The organism is Roseovarius sp. THAF27 (genome assembly GCF_009363655.1).
Classification (GTDB): domain Bacteria; phylum Pseudomonadota; class Alphaproteobacteria; order Rhodobacterales; family Rhodobacteraceae; genus Roseovarius.
The window spans coordinates 577,244-591,821 of the sequence record NZ_CP045393.1 but is presented as its reverse complement, the minus strand read 5'-3'; the positions used below and the strand labels follow the sequence as shown (position 1 = coordinate 591,821).

Here is a 14,578-nt window from a genome sequence, read left to right as displayed (position 1 = left end):
CGCCCCCTTCCCGGGCTAGATACGACGCGAGGGAAGAGGACATGCCGCTCAGCATCTTGTTACCGATGGTCGTGCTCGGCATCGCAGGCATTGCGGTGCTCTTGCACCTGCTCGGCCTGTCGCAACCCGCCACGTTCGAGGACGAGGCCGCAGCCCGCCGCGCCTGGCTGCGCGAATTCCCCGAGGATACGCCGACGCGCGTGATACTCAGCCACGACCGACACGCCGCCCTTGTGGAAACGCCGCAAGGCGCCGGAATCGTCTGGCCCATGGGCGCCGACACCACCGCGCGGTATCTCGACGGCGCGCAGGTCACGCAGACCGACACCGGCCTTCGCATTGCCCTGCCCGACTATACCGCGCCGCGCATCACCCTCACGCTCGACCCCGACGAGGCCCGCCTCTGGCCCGGCCTGATGGAGGCACCCCAATGACCGATCAACTGACCTATCCCGACGTGGTGAACTTCGCCGTTCCCGTCTTCATCGCCCTCATCCTGATCGAGCTTGTCTGGATCGTCGTCAAACGCCGCGGCGGCCGGTATGAAACCTACGACGCGCTCACGTCTCTGGTGATGGGCGCGGGCAACGTCGCCTCCGGCATCCTTCTGGGCTTCGTCGCCTACGGGTTCTTCATGGCGCTCTGGGCCATCACACCTCTCGACCTCGGCACCTCGGTCTGGGTGGTGATCCTGTGCTTCGTGCTCGATGACCTGCGATACTACTGGGTCCACCGCTTCGGCCACCGCATCCGCTGGGTCTGGGCCAGCCACGTCAATCACCATTCCTCGCAGCACTACAACCTGACGACCGCCTTGCGCCAGACATGGACCGGCACCTTCACCTTCATGATGCTGGTCCGCGCGCCCCTGATCCTCCTGGGCTTTCACCCCGCGATGGTGCTCTTCTGCGGCGGTCTGAACCTGATCTACCAGTTCTGGATTCATACCGAGGCGATCACCCGCCTGCCCCGCTGGTTCGAGGCGGTGATGAACACACCTTCGCATCACCGCGTCCACCACGGCCGCAACGCGCGCTATCTCGATGCAAACTACGCGGGCGTCTTCATCATATGGGACAAGATGTTCGGCACCTTCGTCCCCGAGCAGGACAGTGAGAAAGTCGATTACGGCCTCGTCCGCAACCTCGGCACCTTCAACCCGATCCGCGTGGCCTTCCACGAATGGGTCGGCATCTTCCGCGACGTGGTTCAGCCGGGTCTCACCTGGCGCGACCGGCTGAACTACTGCATCCAGCCCCCGGGATGGAGCCATGACGGCAGCCGCGACACCTCCGAGACGATCAAGCGCAAGCACCTCGCCAAGCACCCCGAAGACGCGAACACGCCGGGGTTCGAGAAGCTCACCTGACGCCGGGCGCAGAAAATTTCTTCAAAAGAAATTTGCCCGGAATTTTTTCAAAATTCCGCCACCGCGCCAATGTGAGTTTCCTTCGCCCCCGCCCCGCGCTACGGCTATCCCATGCGCCTCTTCCTGCTCACCGCCCTGACGATGGTGGCCTTCGCCGCCAACTCCATCCTCAACCGCCTGGCGCTGGCGGGCGGCCACATCGACGCCGTGCCGTTCGGTGCGATCCGTCTGGTGGCGGGCGCGGCAATGCTGGCCGGTCTCTGCATCGTCCTGCGCGGCGGGCTGCGCCTCGGTGGGCCCGCGCGGGTGGCGGGCGTCGTCTCTCTCCTGGCCTACATGTACGGCTTCTCGCTGGCCTATAGCGCGCTTGATGCGGGGCTTGGCGCGCTCATCCTCTTCGGCATGGTCCAGATCACCATGTTCGCCGCCGCCCTCCTGACGCGCGAGCCCCTGCCCGCCCGCCGCTGGATCGGCGCGGGGCTGGCGCTCGCCGGCCTCGCCTGGCTGATGTGGCCCGGCGCCGGCACGCCGGTCAGCCCTGTGCATGGCGCGCTCATGGCACTCGCGGGCATCGGCTGGGGCGTCTATTCCCTTGCGGGCCGCAAAGCGAAAGACGCGCTTCAGGCCACCGCCGCCAACTTCACCCTCGCCGCCCCCTTCGGACTGCTGGCCTGGCTCGCCCTGCCCAGCCCCGCTGACGCCGCCCCTCTAACCACCTACGGCATCCTCCTCGCCATTGTCACCGGCGCAGTCACCTCCGGCCTGGGGTACGCGCTCTGGTATACCGTCCTGCCATCGCTCGCCGCCTCTGTCGCCGCCGTCGCGCAACTCACCGTGCCGATTATCGCGCTCCTGGGCGGCATCCTCCTCTTGAACGAATCCCTGACCGTGCAGATCGTGCTCTCCTCCGCCCTCGTTCTGGGCGGCGTTGCGCTTTCCATGCCGCGCCGCCGCAAAACCTGAGCGCCGGGGCTGTATCTGTGCCGCCGGAACGCCTATCTCAGTCTGCATGAAAGCCGCGCTCACCGCCCTTGCCCTTCTGCTCCCCGCCCCGGCGCTGGCCGATTGCGTGGTGCTGCTGCATGGCCTGGCGCGGACCGAAACCTCCTTCATCGTGATGGAGGAAGTGCTGAAGAACGAAGGCTACACCACCTTCCGCACCGATTATCCCTCGACCGAACTCGATATCGCCGAACTGGCCGAGGAAACCCTGCCCTATGCCGCCCGCGTCTGCGGGCAGGACAGGATCCATTTCGTCACCCACTCCATGGGCGGCATCCTCCTGCGCCACTGGCTGCGCGACAATCGCCCCGCCGACATGGGCCGCGTCGTCATGCTGGGACCGCCCAATCACGGCTCGGAACTGGTGGACGAATTGGGCGGGCTGGAGCTGTTCGAGTGGATGAACGGCCCCGCCGGCATGCAACTCGACACCGGCACGGACAGCATCACCAACACGCTCCCGCCAGTGGATTTCGAGCTTGGGATCATCGCCGGCACGCGCTCCCTCAACCCCTATTTCTCGGTCCTGATCGAGGGCGCCGATGACGGCAAGGTGTCGGTCGAATCCACCAAGGTCGACGGCATGGCCGATCATATCGAACTGCCGGTCAGCCACACCTTCATGATGAACAATCCTTACGTCATAGCACAGGTGCTGGCCTTCCTGCGCACGGGCAGGTTCGACCACGACATGAACATCACCGACATGTTCATAGGCCTCACGGAATGACCCTTGCCCTGCGCCTGACCGGGGCCGAGGTGCTGACGCCTGCGGGCCTTGAGGAGACGCCGCTCGCAGTCGCGGACGGCCGCGTCACCGACACCGCACCGGCCCGCGAGATCGACCTCTCGGGCTATCTGATCCTGCCCGGCCTCGTCGACGCCCATGGCGACGCCTTCGAAAAACACCTCGCCCCCCGGCGCGGCGCCATGAAAGACCTCGACCAGGGCCTGATCGTGGCCGAGACCGAGCTGGCCGCCAACGGCATCACCACCGCCACGCTGGCGCAGTTCTACAGCTGGGAAGGCGGGATGCGCGGGCCGGACTTCGCCCGGCGCGTATTGGAAAGCCTCGACGATATCCGCCCCCGCGTCGGCACCGACCTGCGCGTGCAACTGCGCTTCGAGATCTCGATGCTGGACGACTACGCCACGATAGAGGATTGGATCACCCGCCACGCCATCCCCTACCTGGTGTTCAACGACCACCTGCCGCATGACCTGCTGGCCAAGGGCAAGACGCCCCCCGGCCACGTGGGCAAGTCGCTCAGGATCGGCAAGAATCCCGACAGACACCTCGAAGACATCCACGCGCTGCACGCCGGGATGGAAGACGTACCCGCCGCCCTCGACGCCCTCTGCGACCGGCTCTCGGACCTGCCCGTGCGCCTTGGCAGTCACGACGACAACACCGCCGCCCAGCGCGCCGCATGGGACGCGCGCGGCGTCCACATCGCCGAGTTCCCCGAAACCACCGAGGCGGCAGAGGCCGCCCGCGCCACCGGCGCGCCCATCGTTCTTGGCGCCCCCAACGTGGTGCGCGGCGGCTCGCACAAGGGCAATGCCAGCGCGCTCGACCTCATCGCGATGGGGCTGTGCGATGCGCTCGCCTCGGATTATCACTACCCGTCCATGCGCCGCGCCGCCTTCCTGCTGGCAGATGGCGGGCTGATGGACTTCGCCGCCGCCTGGGGGATGATCTCGTCGGGTCCGGCACGGCTTCTGGGTCTCACCGACCGTGGCACGCTCACCCCCGGCCAGCGCGCCGACCTCGTCATCGTCGACACCAAGACCCGAGATGTCTGCGCCACGCTCTCGGGCGGTCAGGTCACCTACATGAAAGGCGAGGTCGCCGCGCGCTTCGTCGGTTAGCCCGCGCCCCCGACGCGGTTCACATGCCCCATCTTGCGCCCCGGCTTGGCCTCCGCCTTGCCGTAGAGATGCAGGCTCGCCCCGGCCTCCCCGGCAATGTCCGGCACACGGTCCATGTCGTCGCCAATGAGGTTTTCCATCACCACGTCCGCATAGCGCGACCCGTCCCCCAGCGGCCATCCCGCCACAGCCCGGATATGCTGCTCGAACTGGTCCACGGCGCAACCCTGCTGCGTCCAGTGCCCCGAATTATGCACCCGCGGCGCGATCTCGTTCACGATCAGGCCCTGACACGTCACGAACAACTCCACGCCGATCACGCCGACATAATCCAGCGCGTTCAGGATCCGCCCGGCCAGCAGCACTGCATCCGTCCGCTGCGCCGTGCTCAGAGTCGCGGGCACCGTGGTAGTGTGCAGGATCCCGTCGCGGTGCACGTTCTCGCCCGGATCGAAACAGGCCACCTGCCCGTCCAAGCCCCGCGCGCCGATCACCGACACCTCGTGGCTGAACTCGACGAACCCTTCCAGGATCGCCGGCGCGCCCTGCATCGCGTCCAGCGCGGCCTCGGCCTCGGACGCATCATTGATCCGCACCTGCCCCTTGCCGTCATAGCCAAAGCGCCGCGTCTTCAGGATCGCGGGCGTGCCCATCTCCTCCAGCGCGGCCTTCAGGCGCGCCAGATCGGTGATGTCGGCATAGGGCGCGGTGCGCAGCCCCAGCCCGGTCAGGAAGTCCTTCTCGGTCAGCCGGTCCTGGCTCACCCGCAGCGCCTCGCGCCCCGGGCGGATCGGGCGAGCCTCCTCCAGCACGTCCAAGGCCGAGGTCGGGATATTCTCGAACTCGTAGGTCACCACGTCCACGGCGCCGGCGAACTGCCGCAGCGCGTCTTCGACCTCATAGGATTTCTGGAAATGGAAATTCGACACATGGCTCGCCGGGCAATCGCCTGCCGGCTCGTAGATACAGGTTTTGAACCCCAGACGGCTGGCCGCGACGGACAGCATCCGGCCCAGTTGACCGCCCCCCAGGATCCCGATCACCGCGCCCTGCGGCAAAGGCTCAGTCATCGCTGGGCTCCTCGGGGATCGAGGCCGACAGCGCCGCGCGCCACTCGTCCAGCCGCGCCGCCAGATCCGCATCGCCATTGGCCAGGATCGCCGCCGCCATCAGGCCAGCATTGGCCGCCCCCGCCGCGCCGATCGCCATGGTCGCCACGGGAAAGCCCTTGGGCATCTGCACGATGGAATAAAGACTGTCGACACCGCTGAGCGCCCTGGTCTGCACCGGCACGCCAATGACCGGCACCCGCGTCTTGCTGGCCATCATCCCTGGCAGATGCGCGGCGCCGCCGGCCCCGGCGATGATCGCCTTCAGTCCACGGTCGACCGCCGCTTTACCATACTCCCACAGCCGGTCCGGCGTGCGGTGCGCCGAGACGATGCGCGTCTCGTACGCCACGCCCAGCTCGTCCAGAATCACCGCGGCCTCCTTCATCGTGGTCCAGTCCGACTGGCTGCCCATGATGATGCCGATCTGCGGATTGCCCATGTCACGCTCCCCTTTACGGAGCGCGCACTATACCTATCGCCGCTGCCTACGCAATGATATCCGGCAAGAGCCGATCCTCGATCCACTGGATCCGGTCCTTCAGCCGCAATTTCTGCTGCTTGAAGCGTTTCACGGTCAGGGGATCACTCGTGCCTTTTTCCTCCAGCGCCCGGATCGCCTCGTCCAGATCGCGGTGCTGGCGGCGGAACTCTTCCAGTTCCACCCGCAGCACCTCGTCGGACTTCATCGACAGCTCGTTGAACTTGTTCATTTGGGCAAGAGTCTCCCGAAACCACCGCGTATCCCGACAATAGCGCCAAACCTCTTGCGGGCATAGCCCTTGCAGGCCCCGCCCCGCGGCCCCATATTCAATCACAAGAGGTCGCCGCGAACGGGGCCTTCACATACGGACTGTCGCTTGACTGGATAAGGACACGCCCATGACAAAGCTATCGATGGGATCGCACCCCTACATGCTCGGCTTCGAGCAACTTGAACGCCTGCTGGAACGCAGCGCCAAGTCGGGGAACGAAGGCTATCCGCCCTTCAACATCGAACAGACCTCGGAGAATTCGTATCGCATCACGCTGGCCGTGGCCGGATTCGCCGAAGGGGACCTTTCGATCACGCTGGAGGACCGGCAACTGGTGATCCGCGGACGCCAGCGCGACGACTCGGATGGCCGGGTATTCCTGCATCGCGGCATCGCCGCCCGCCAATTCCAGCGCAGCTTCGTGCTGGCCGATGGCGTCGAAGTGGGCGAGGCGATCATGGAAAACGGGCTGTTGCACGTGGACCTCACGCGCGCCGCACCAGAAACGGTGGTTCAGACCATCAAGATAAACAAGGGGTAAACAGTATGGACACGCAGTACGAATTCGACCACGAGACCGAGCGTCCCATCGTCTATGTCCGCCAGGTCAACGCCGACGACCTGCCCGACGAGGTGCGCGAGCAGGTGGGCGAGCTTGAAACGCTCTACGCGGTGCACAACGAGGAAGGCGAGCGCCTGGCGCTGGTCGCCGACCGCAAGATGGCCTTCGTCCTGGCCCGCCAGAACGACCTCGACCCTGTCACGGTCCACTAAAACCCCACTTCGGTTTCGGCCCGCATAACCGGGCCGAAACCCCGCTGGTCAAACAGCCCCGCCACTGGCATACCGCTTTCGACGCACCCGACGCGAAAGGCCCGTATCGCAGTGACCCAGATCATCAATTCCCTCTCCGACATTTCCGGCAATTACGACGCGCTCTTCGTCGACCTTTGGGGCTGCGTGCATAACGGCGTCACCGCCTACCCCGAGGCGGTCGAGGCGCTGATGACCTATCGCGCCGATGGCGGGACGGTGGTGCTTGTCACCAACTCTCCCAAGCCCCGCGCCGGCGTCGAATCCCAGCTCGACAGCTTCGGCGTGCCCGCCGCCTGCTACGACGCCATCGCCACCTCCGGCGACAGCGCCCGCGCCGCGATGTATCGCGGCATGGTCGGCCGCAAGGTCTGGTTCATGGGCGAATGGGAGCGTGACGCCGGCTTTTTCGAGCCCTTGGAGGTGATCGACGATCCCGTCGAGATCGAAAGGGTCGACCTCAAGGAGGCCGAGGGCATCGTCTGCTGCGGCCCCAACGACCCGATGGCCGATCCCGACACGAACCGCGCCGATTTCCTCTATGCCAAGCAGAAAGGCCTGAAACTGCTCTGCGCCAACCCCGATATCATTGTCGATCGTGGCGATGTGCGCGAATGGTGCGCGGGCGCGCTCGCCCGGCTGTATACGGACATGGGCGGCGAAAGCCTCTATTTCGGCAAGCCGCACCCGCCGATCTACGACCTCGCCCGCCGCCGCCTGGCGGCCCTGGGCAAGGATATCTCCAGCGACGGCATTCTCGCCATCGGCGACGGAATCGCCACCGACATCCAGGGCGCCACCGGCGAGGACATCGATTCTCTCTTCATCACCGGCGGGCTGGCCGCCGACGAGACCAAAACGTCGCACCAGCCCGACCTGGACGCGCTAACCGCTTACCTGCAAAAGGAAATGTCGTCTCCGACCTATGCCATCGGCAAGTTGCGCTGACAAAATAACCCTTGATTTTCTGCGCCTGCAAAGTAATAAAGTTGCAACCTTACCTATCGTATGGTGTTATTTATTGCGCACCCAATGCGGGCGCAGGTGGAAATGGAGGGTCTGATGTTGGACAACATGCCGCGCGGAACGATCACGATCGAAGAGATCGAAATGGGAATGACCCGGTCGCTGCGCAAGGTGGTGACCGACGAGGATATCCGCATGTTCGCCGAGGTCTCGACCGATCATAACCCGGTGCACATGGACGACGACTACGCCCGCGATACCATCTTCGAGGGCCGCATCGCCCACGGGATGCTCACCGCCGGGCTGATCTCTGCGGTGATCGGCGAACAGCTTCCGGGGCATGGCACCGTCTACATGGGCCAGACCCTGAAATTCCTCGCCCCCGTGCGCCCCGGCGACATGGTCGAGGCCGAGGTCGAGGTGATCGCCATCGACTACGCCAAGCGCCGCGTTACGCTGGAAACCCGCTGTCTCGTCGATGGCAAGAAGGTTCTGGTGGGCGAAGCGACCGTGCTGGCCCCGACCGGCAAGTTCGACTGAGCGACCCGCACCCGCCCTGCACATGCACGGCCGCGTCACACATCCGGAACACGAATCGTGTATGATGCGTTGAGGTACCGCACAACCATAGGGAGGACCCAACCGATGGATGCAATCCAGACAGCCGAATACGCCCGCGCCCTGCTCAGCGCCCACGGCCCCAAGGCCGAGGCCGAAGCCGCCCGCAAGATGCGCGAGTCCCAAGACGCCGGACGCAAGTCCGAGGCCGAGAACTGGGCCGCGATCCGCCAGGCCGTCTCGCAACGGCGCGGCCCCAGCCAGACCTGAGGCACGCGCCTAAGGGCGATCAGCCCATATCAGGCTCGGTCGCCTTGAAGCTTTCGATCTCCTGCACCGCGGCCCACCACCGCGCCAGCTTGCCGGTGATGATGTTGTCGGCCTCCGGCGTGAGAGACACGTAATAGATCATCGGCGCCAGCATGTAGTCCGCCAGCGTCGGCTCCTTGCCGCAGATGAACGGATCGGCCCAGTCCATCAGCAACGCGTTCAGCGTCTGCGAATCCGCAAGGCTTTTCGACAGCGCGTCGTCATTCCTGCCGCCGATCAGCTCGGGAAACAGGTGATAGCCTGCCGCCCCCATCAGCGCGTCATAACCATAGCTGGTGAAAACGCTGATCGCCTCGTTCATCTTCGCCCGCGTCTTGGGATCGTCCGGCTGAAGGCTCGGCCCCTTGCCCGTTTCGTCGATATAGCGGCAGATAGCGTCGCACTCGCGCAGGCGCATATCGTCGATATCCATGACCGGCACCTTGCCGAACGGATGCCGCTTAAGGTGCTCGGGCTGCTTGGGCTCGCCTTCCAGCACGTTCACATGCACCTGGTCGTAATCGACCTCGTTATCCATCAGCACCATGCGCGCCGTCCGCACATAGGTCGATCCGTTGAAACCGTAGAGCACGGGTTTGTCGGCCATTTCTCGTCTCCATTCATTCAGTTGCTGCTGCATCAACGCATCAGGACGCCTTCCGTTGCTTGCCGCGGGCAATCCGCGGCACCGCCTCTTGATCACCCCCCCGCATCCGGCTACCCCTGCGCCATGCGCATCATCCGCGATTACACCTTCATTGATCCTCAGGACCGGGGCGCCTCCGTCGCCATCGGAAACTTCGATGGTGTGCATCTGGGCCACCAATCGGTGATCGACCTTGCCCGCAAGGGCGACGGTCCCCTTGGCGTGCTGACGTTCGAGCCGCACCCACGCGAGTATTTCGCCCCCGACGCGCCCCCCTTTCGCCTGATGGGCCACGAGGCGCGCGCCAACCGTCTCGCCAAGCTCGGCGTCGAACGGCTCTACGAGCTCAACTTCAACGCTGCCCTCGCCAGCCTCACGCCCGAGGAATTTGCCCGCAACGTCATCGCCGACGGTCTGGGCCTGACGCACGTCGTCGTCGGCGCCGATTTCTGCTTCGGCAAGGGCCGTGCCGGCACCGCCGCCCATCTGCGGCGGTTCGGGCAGGACATGGGCTTCGACGTCACCATCGCCACGCTTCTCGAAGGCGATGATGGCCAGGTCTCCTCCACCGCCATCCGCGACGCCCTGACCGAAGGCCGCCCCCGCGACGCCGCCGCCATGCTGGGCCACTGGCACCGCATCGACGGGCCAGTCATCGGCGGCGAACAACGCGGCCGCGACCTGGGCTATCCCACCGCCAACATGTCCATCGAGGGTCTGCACCCGCCCCGCTTCGGCGTCTACGCCGTGCTGGTCGATGTGCTCGACGGCCCTCACCAGGGCCATTACCACGGTGCCGCCTCCCTCGGCGTGCGCCCCATGTTCCAGGGCGAAGTCCCCAATATCGAGACCTTCCTCTTCGATTTCTCCGGCGACCTCTACGGCGCCGATCTGTCCGTGGCCCTCGTCGAATACCTTCGTCCCGAGGAAACCTTCGACAGCCTCGAGGCCTTCATCGCCCAGATGGATGCCGACTGCGACCGCGCCCGCGCGGTGCTGGCCGCCCTATGACCGACCCCATCGAACGCTCCGGCCTGCGCCCGCGCTACTGGGAAACCGTGCCGCTGAACCGCATGACCCAAAAGGAATGGGAGGCGCTCTGCGACGGCTGCGGCAAGTGCTGCCTCAACAAGCTCGAGGACGAGGACACCGGCGAGGTCGCCCTGACCCGCATCGCCTGCCGCCTGTTCGACGACAGCACCTGCCGCTGCGCCAATTACGACATCCGGCACCAGTTCGTGCCCGAATGCATCTCGCTCTCACCCAAGAATATCGAGGGAAGCCTCTACTGGCTGCCCGAAACCTGCGCCTACAAGCTTCTCTGGACCGGCAAGCCGCTTTTCGACTGGCACCCGCTCATCTCCGGCACACCCGACAGCGTGCACGCCGCCGGCGTGTCGGTGCAGAACGCCACCCTGCCCGAATTCGAGATCCCCGAGGACGAGTGGGAAGAGCATCTGATAGAGGAACCACTGGGATGCGACTAGGCTCCGACAACACCGGCCCCGCCCTGCCCGAAGTGATCGAGGCGCTCACCCGCGCCAATGACGGCCACGTGCCCTCCTACGGGGCTGACCCGCTGACCGAGGCGGCGCAGAACGCCGTCCGCGACCTCTTCGAGGCGCCCGGCGCGGCGGTGCATTTCGTCGGTACGGGCACGGCCGCCAACGCCATCGCCCTCGCCAGCTTCGCCCAGCCGTGGCAGACTGCCTTTTGCACGCCACTGGCGCATATCCTCGTCGATGAATGCCACGCCCCCGAGTTCTACACCGGCGGCGCGCGGCTGACTCCGGTCGGCACCGGCGACAAGATGAGCGCCGACGACCTTGCCGCTGCCATCGCCGCCCTGCCCGCCGGCGACGTGCACACATCCCAACCCGGGCCGGTCTCACTGACCCAGGTGACCGAACGCGGCCATCTTTACACGCTGGAGGAACTGCGCGCGATCTGCGACGTGGCGCACGGCCACGACCTGCCCGTACATCTCGACGGCGCCCGCTTCGCCAATGCCTGCGCCGCGCTCGGCTGCTCGCCGGCCCAGATGAGTCACGCCGCGGGGATCGACGCCGTTTCCTTCGGCGCCAGCAAGAACGGCTGCCTCGGAGTGGAGGCGCTGGTCGTCTTCGACCCGGACAAGTCTTGGGAAGTGGAACTGCGCCGCAAGCGCGCCGGACACCTCTTTTCAAAGCACCGCTACCTTGCCGCCCAGATGCTGGGCTATCTGCAGGACGGTGCCTGGCTGCGCGCCGCGCAGGCCGCAAACGCCCGCGCCGCGCGGCTGGCCGAGGGCCTGCGCTACCTGCCCGGTTGCAGCTTCGAGGCCGAACCGCAGGCCAACATGATCTTCGCCACCCTGCCCCGCGCCACGCACCAGCGACTGAAGGCCGGCGGCGCCGTCTATGGCCTCTACGACGGGCCGCTGGAGACCGGTGATCCGCACGAACCGCTGCTGATGCGCCTGGTCTGCGACTGGTCAATCACCGAGCAGGAGATCGACGCGTTCCTGTCCCTCGCTCGCGACTGACGCGACGGGCCCTCCGGCCCGGCGCGCAGATCACGCCGCCCACCGGGCCACTGCGACCCCCACGGTCGCGGCCGCTCCCGTCAGCAATGTGCCCCATGTCAGGTCGGTGGCCACCATCCGCCAGGTCCAGTCCTTCAGCGTGGCGAGGTTCGTGAATTCGTAAGTACCATAGGCCATCGCGCCGATCAGTGCAGCCGATCCGAACACCCACAGCAGGCTGTTTTCCTGTTTCATCGCGGGCCAGCTCACGAACCACAAAAGGCAGACCACGTAGAACGCGTAAAAGGCAACGGCAGGCCCCAGCCGCGGGCTGTCCAGCAGCAAACCCTTGATGTCCCGCTCGAAAGTCGGCTTCACGATATAGCTCAGCCCGATGTAGTCCAACCCGAGGAACACCGCGAAGGTGACGACGTAAAGAATGGCGATGGTCATGCATGTCTCCTGCTCATCAGGCCGCAACGTGGCGCGCCGGTCCTGTCCTGTATGGCAGATAGGGCGATCGGCCGCTCCGGCACGGTCCGTCTCAGATGTTTCCCAGGAACCGCAGGATTTCCGCGCCCACCTGCCGCGCGTGGGTCAGCGGCGCCATGTGGCCCGCCCCCGCGATCACCGCCCGTCTGGCCCGCGGCAGGCGCGAGGCCAGACCGTCGTCGATCACACTGATGATGTCCGGCGAGTCGCTTCCCTCGATCAGCAGCACCGGCTGCGACACATTCTGCAACACTCCCGGCGCCAGCATCGCGCCCGCATCCTCGTATAACGCCGGATGCCCGGCCTCTACCAGGTGCATCTGCCCCGCCAGCCGCTTCCGTTCCGTCGCGCTCAGGCTCTCCCACTCCGTACCGTTGCCCCAGACATGCAGGAACCCGCGCGCCGCCGCCTCCGGGTCTCCCGCCCGCATGCCGTTCGCGAAACCGGCCATCTGTACCTCGAAGCCGTCCCGCATCTCCGGACAATCCGCCAGCGCCACGGCAAAGAACACCGGCTCGATCAGCACCAGCGACCGCACCAGCTCGGGCCGCATCACCGCCAGCCGCAGCGCCACCGTCGCGCCAAAGGAATGTCCGATCACATGCGCCGGGCCGTCCAGCAGATCGGCGGCGATCTCCGCCGTCACCTCCTGGATCTCGCCGCGCCCGTCCCAGGCGCCGCTGCGCCCGTGCCCCGGCATGTCGAACGCGGTCAGCGTCAGCGCCCCCGACAGATGCCGCGCCAACGCCCCCCAACTGCCCGAATGCGCCAGCGAGCAGTGAATGGCCAGTGCCGGCTGCGGCCCTTGCCCGAACGTCGTCCAATACGTCGGAAACCCGGCTTTCAACGCCTCAGGCATCGCGAGTCACGGGGGCATCTGCGGGGAAATGCAGCAGGGTGCGTCTCATTTTCATGGCCTTTCGCGGCATTCGGCACCCTCGCCCAATGCATGTCTTTGCCAGACGTGCCACCCATGCTAATCGGTGTCAACGTCACGAATCTGTCAAGATCGACCACCCGGGGACCCTTTCACATGTCAGTCACTCACGAGCCGAAGCTCATTTCCGGCAACGCCAACATGCCGTTGGCCACAGCCGTCTCGCGCCGCATGTCCATGCATCGCGGCGTCAATGTCGGGCTCGTCGACGCCCGCGTCGAACGCTTCAACGACGGCGAGATCTTCGTCGAGGTGTTCGAGAACGTGCGCGGCGAGGACATGTTCATCATCCAGCCCACCTCGAACCCGGCCAACGACAACCTGATGGAACTGCTGATCATGTCCGACGCGCTGCGCCGCTCCTCGGCCAAGCGCATCACCGCCGTCATCCCTTATTTCGGCTACGCAAGGCAGGACCGCCGCACCAAGGCCCGCACGCCCATCTCGGCCAAGCTGGTGGCCAACATGATCGTCGAGGCCGGCATCGAACGGGTCCTGACCATGGACCTGCACGCCGCCCAGATCCAGGGCTTCTTCGACATCCCCGTCGACAACCTCTATGCTTCGCCGGTCTTCGCGCTGGACGTGATGACCCAGTTCCGCGACCATCTCGACGACGTGATGATCGTCTCGCCCGACGTGGGCGGCGTGGCCCGCGCCCGCGAACTCGCCAAGCGGATCAACGCGCCCCTCAGTATCGTCGACAAGCGCCGCGAGAAAGCCGGCGAAGTGGCCGAGATGACCGTGATTGGCGAGGTCACCGACAAGATCTGCGTGATCGTCGACGACATGTGCGACACCGCCGGCACCATGTGCAAGGCCGCCCAGCACCTGATGGACAACGGCGCGCGCGAGGTGCACGCCTACACCACCCACGGCGTCATGTCCGGCCCGGCGGTCGAGCGGATCACCGGCTCGGTGCTGAAATCCATGGTCATCACCGACACGATCCAGCCCACCGAGGCGGTCAAGAACACCCCCAACATCCGCATCATCCCCACCGCGCCGGTCTTCGCCCAGGCGATCCTGAACATCTGGAACGGCACGTCCGTCTCGTCGCTCTTCGAGACCCCGACGCTGGAGCCCATCTACGAAGGCCAGTTCGGCACCTGACCGCAATCAAATCGAGTGGCTGCGCCACGCTCTATTTTTTTGATTGGGGCCAGCCCGTCGCCATTGTCTCTCGGACCAATGGCGCGACAATGCCGATCAGGGATATTTGGGGCCAGAGGAAAAGGCATGTCCGC

20 protein-coding genes are annotated in these 14,578 nt (G+C 65.7%); 14 read left to right on the top strand and 6 right to left on the bottom strand.

Features of this window, described 5'->3' with window-relative positions:
* Positions 1 to 41 precede the first annotated feature (41 nt).
* The 5 genes from FIU89_RS03045 (at position 42) to FIU89_RS03025 (ending at position 4,243) form a co-directional block, all read left to right on the top strand.
* A complete protein-coding gene (locus FIU89_RS03045) occupies positions 42 to 434 on the top strand; it encodes a hypothetical protein (protein ID WP_152491247.1) in 393 nt (130 codons plus the stop codon).
* Positions 431 to 1,369 (top strand): sterol desaturase family protein, encoded by a 939-nt coding sequence (locus FIU89_RS03040; protein ID WP_152491246.1) that lies wholly within the window; start codon positions 431 to 433, stop codon positions 1,367 to 1,369. The genes FIU89_RS03045 and FIU89_RS03040 overlap by 4 nt, the downstream gene beginning before the upstream one ends.
* A 111-nt stretch (positions 1,370 to 1,480) precedes the next feature.
* Positions 1,481 to 2,332: a DMT family transporter gene (locus FIU89_RS03035; protein ID WP_152491245.1), complete on the top strand. Its 852-nt coding sequence runs from the start codon at positions 1,481 to 1,483 to the stop codon at positions 2,330 to 2,332.
* Between the two features lie 46 nt (positions 2,333 to 2,378).
* Positions 2,379 to 3,101 carry an alpha/beta fold hydrolase gene (locus FIU89_RS03030; RefSeq protein ID WP_152491244.1) on the top strand — a complete coding sequence of 241 codons (723 nt, stop codon included), beginning with the start codon at positions 2,379 to 2,381 and terminating at the stop codon, positions 3,099 to 3,101.
* Complete coding sequence (locus tag FIU89_RS03025) at positions 3,098 to 4,243, top strand: alpha-D-ribose 1-methylphosphonate 5-triphosphate diphosphatase (protein WP_152491243.1); 1,146 nt, start codon at positions 3,098 to 3,100, stop codon at positions 4,241 to 4,243. The genes FIU89_RS03030 and FIU89_RS03025 overlap by 4 nt, the downstream gene beginning before the upstream one ends.
* Here FIU89_RS03025 and FIU89_RS03020 read toward each other — a convergent pair.
* From FIU89_RS03020 to FIU89_RS03010, 3 genes are read right to left on the bottom strand one after another with little or no spacing between them, the layout of a single operon-like run.
* Positions 4,240 to 5,313 (bottom strand): 5-(carboxyamino)imidazole ribonucleotide synthase, encoded by a 1,074-nt coding sequence (locus FIU89_RS03020; RefSeq protein WP_152491242.1) that lies wholly within the window; start codon positions 5,311 to 5,313, stop codon positions 4,240 to 4,242. The genes FIU89_RS03025 and FIU89_RS03020 overlap by 4 nt on opposite strands.
* Entirely contained in the window at positions 5,306 to 5,794 is a 489-nt protein-coding gene (gene purE, locus FIU89_RS03015; RefSeq protein WP_152491241.1) for a 5-(carboxyamino)imidazole ribonucleotide mutase, read from the bottom strand. Before purE ends, FIU89_RS03020 begins: the two co-directional genes overlap by 8 nt.
* A 46-nt stretch (positions 5,795 to 5,840) precedes the next feature.
* Positions 5,841 to 6,065: a YdcH family protein gene (locus tag FIU89_RS03010; RefSeq protein WP_152491240.1), complete on the bottom strand. Its 225-nt coding sequence runs from the start codon at positions 6,063 to 6,065 to the stop codon at positions 5,841 to 5,843.
* A gap of 169 nt (positions 6,066 to 6,234) precedes the next feature.
* Between FIU89_RS03010 and FIU89_RS03005 the strand changes: the two genes are divergently transcribed.
* The 5 genes from FIU89_RS03005 (at position 6,235) to FIU89_RS02985 (ending at position 8,714) form a co-directional block, all read left to right on the top strand.
* Positions 6,235 to 6,648: an Hsp20 family protein gene (locus FIU89_RS03005; protein WP_152491239.1), complete on the top strand. Its 414-nt coding sequence runs from the start codon at positions 6,235 to 6,237 to the stop codon at positions 6,646 to 6,648.
* Positions 6,649 to 6,653: 5 nt separating this feature from the next.
* Entirely contained in the window at positions 6,654 to 6,881 is a 228-nt protein-coding gene (locus FIU89_RS03000) for a DUF1150 family protein (protein ID WP_152491238.1), read from the top strand.
* A 111-nt stretch (positions 6,882 to 6,992) separates the two neighbouring features.
* Positions 6,993 to 7,868, top strand: a complete 876-nt coding sequence (locus FIU89_RS02995; RefSeq protein WP_152491237.1) for a TIGR01459 family HAD-type hydrolase — start codon at positions 6,993 to 6,995, stop codon at positions 7,866 to 7,868.
* 114 nt (positions 7,869 to 7,982) lie between these two features.
* Positions 7,983 to 8,426, top strand: a complete 444-nt coding sequence (locus FIU89_RS02990) for a MaoC family dehydratase (protein ID WP_057791949.1) — start codon at positions 7,983 to 7,985, stop codon at positions 8,424 to 8,426.
* 105 nt (positions 8,427 to 8,531) lie between these two features.
* Entirely contained in the window at positions 8,532 to 8,714 is a 183-nt protein-coding gene (locus FIU89_RS02985) for a hypothetical protein (protein WP_152491236.1), read from the top strand.
* A 19-nt stretch (positions 8,715 to 8,733) separates the two neighbouring features.
* Here the strand turns inward: FIU89_RS02985 and FIU89_RS02980 are convergent, their stop codons facing one another.
* Entirely contained in the window at positions 8,734 to 9,360 is a 627-nt protein-coding gene (locus FIU89_RS02980) for a glutathione S-transferase family protein (RefSeq protein WP_152491235.1), read from the bottom strand.
* A gap of 123 nt (positions 9,361 to 9,483) precedes the next feature.
* Here FIU89_RS02980 and FIU89_RS02975 point away from each other — a divergent pair, with 123 nt between their 5' ends.
* The 3 genes from FIU89_RS02975 to FIU89_RS02965 are packed head-to-tail and all read left to right on the top strand — an operon-like array spanning position 9,484 to position 11,923.
* Positions 9,484 to 10,410 carry a bifunctional riboflavin kinase/FAD synthetase gene (locus tag FIU89_RS02975; protein WP_152491234.1) on the top strand — a complete coding sequence of 309 codons (927 nt, stop codon included), beginning with the start codon at positions 9,484 to 9,486 and terminating at the stop codon, positions 10,408 to 10,410.
* Complete coding sequence (locus tag FIU89_RS02970; RefSeq protein ID WP_152491233.1) at positions 10,407 to 10,886, top strand: YcgN family cysteine cluster protein; 480 nt, start codon at positions 10,407 to 10,409, stop codon at positions 10,884 to 10,886. The genes FIU89_RS02975 and FIU89_RS02970 overlap by 4 nt, the downstream gene beginning before the upstream one ends.
* The gene (locus FIU89_RS02965; RefSeq protein WP_152491232.1) at positions 10,877 to 11,923 is read left to right on the top strand and encodes a low specificity L-threonine aldolase; all 1,047 of its coding nucleotides are present in this window, start codon (positions 10,877 to 10,879) and stop codon (positions 11,921 to 11,923) included. The genes FIU89_RS02970 and FIU89_RS02965 overlap by 10 nt, the downstream gene beginning before the upstream one ends.
* 30 nt (positions 11,924 to 11,953) lie before the next feature.
* Here the strand turns inward: FIU89_RS02965 and FIU89_RS02960 are convergent, their stop codons facing one another.
* Positions 11,954 to 12,355: a DUF2177 family protein gene (locus tag FIU89_RS02960; RefSeq protein WP_152491231.1), complete on the bottom strand. Its 402-nt coding sequence runs from the start codon at positions 12,353 to 12,355 to the stop codon at positions 11,954 to 11,956.
* Positions 12,356 to 12,446: 91 nt separating this feature from the next.
* On the bottom strand, positions 12,447 to 13,253 hold the full coding sequence (locus FIU89_RS02955; protein ID WP_152491230.1) for an alpha/beta fold hydrolase: 807 nt from the start codon (positions 13,251 to 13,253) through the stop codon (positions 12,447 to 12,449).
* Positions 13,254 to 13,427: 174 nt separating this feature from the next.
* On the opposite strand from FIU89_RS02955, the gene FIU89_RS02950 reads away from it, so the two are divergent.
* Complete coding sequence (locus FIU89_RS02950; RefSeq protein ID WP_152475786.1) at positions 13,428 to 14,444, top strand: ribose-phosphate pyrophosphokinase; 1,017 nt, start codon at positions 13,428 to 13,430, stop codon at positions 14,442 to 14,444.
* Positions 14,445 to 14,578 lie beyond the last annotated feature (134 nt).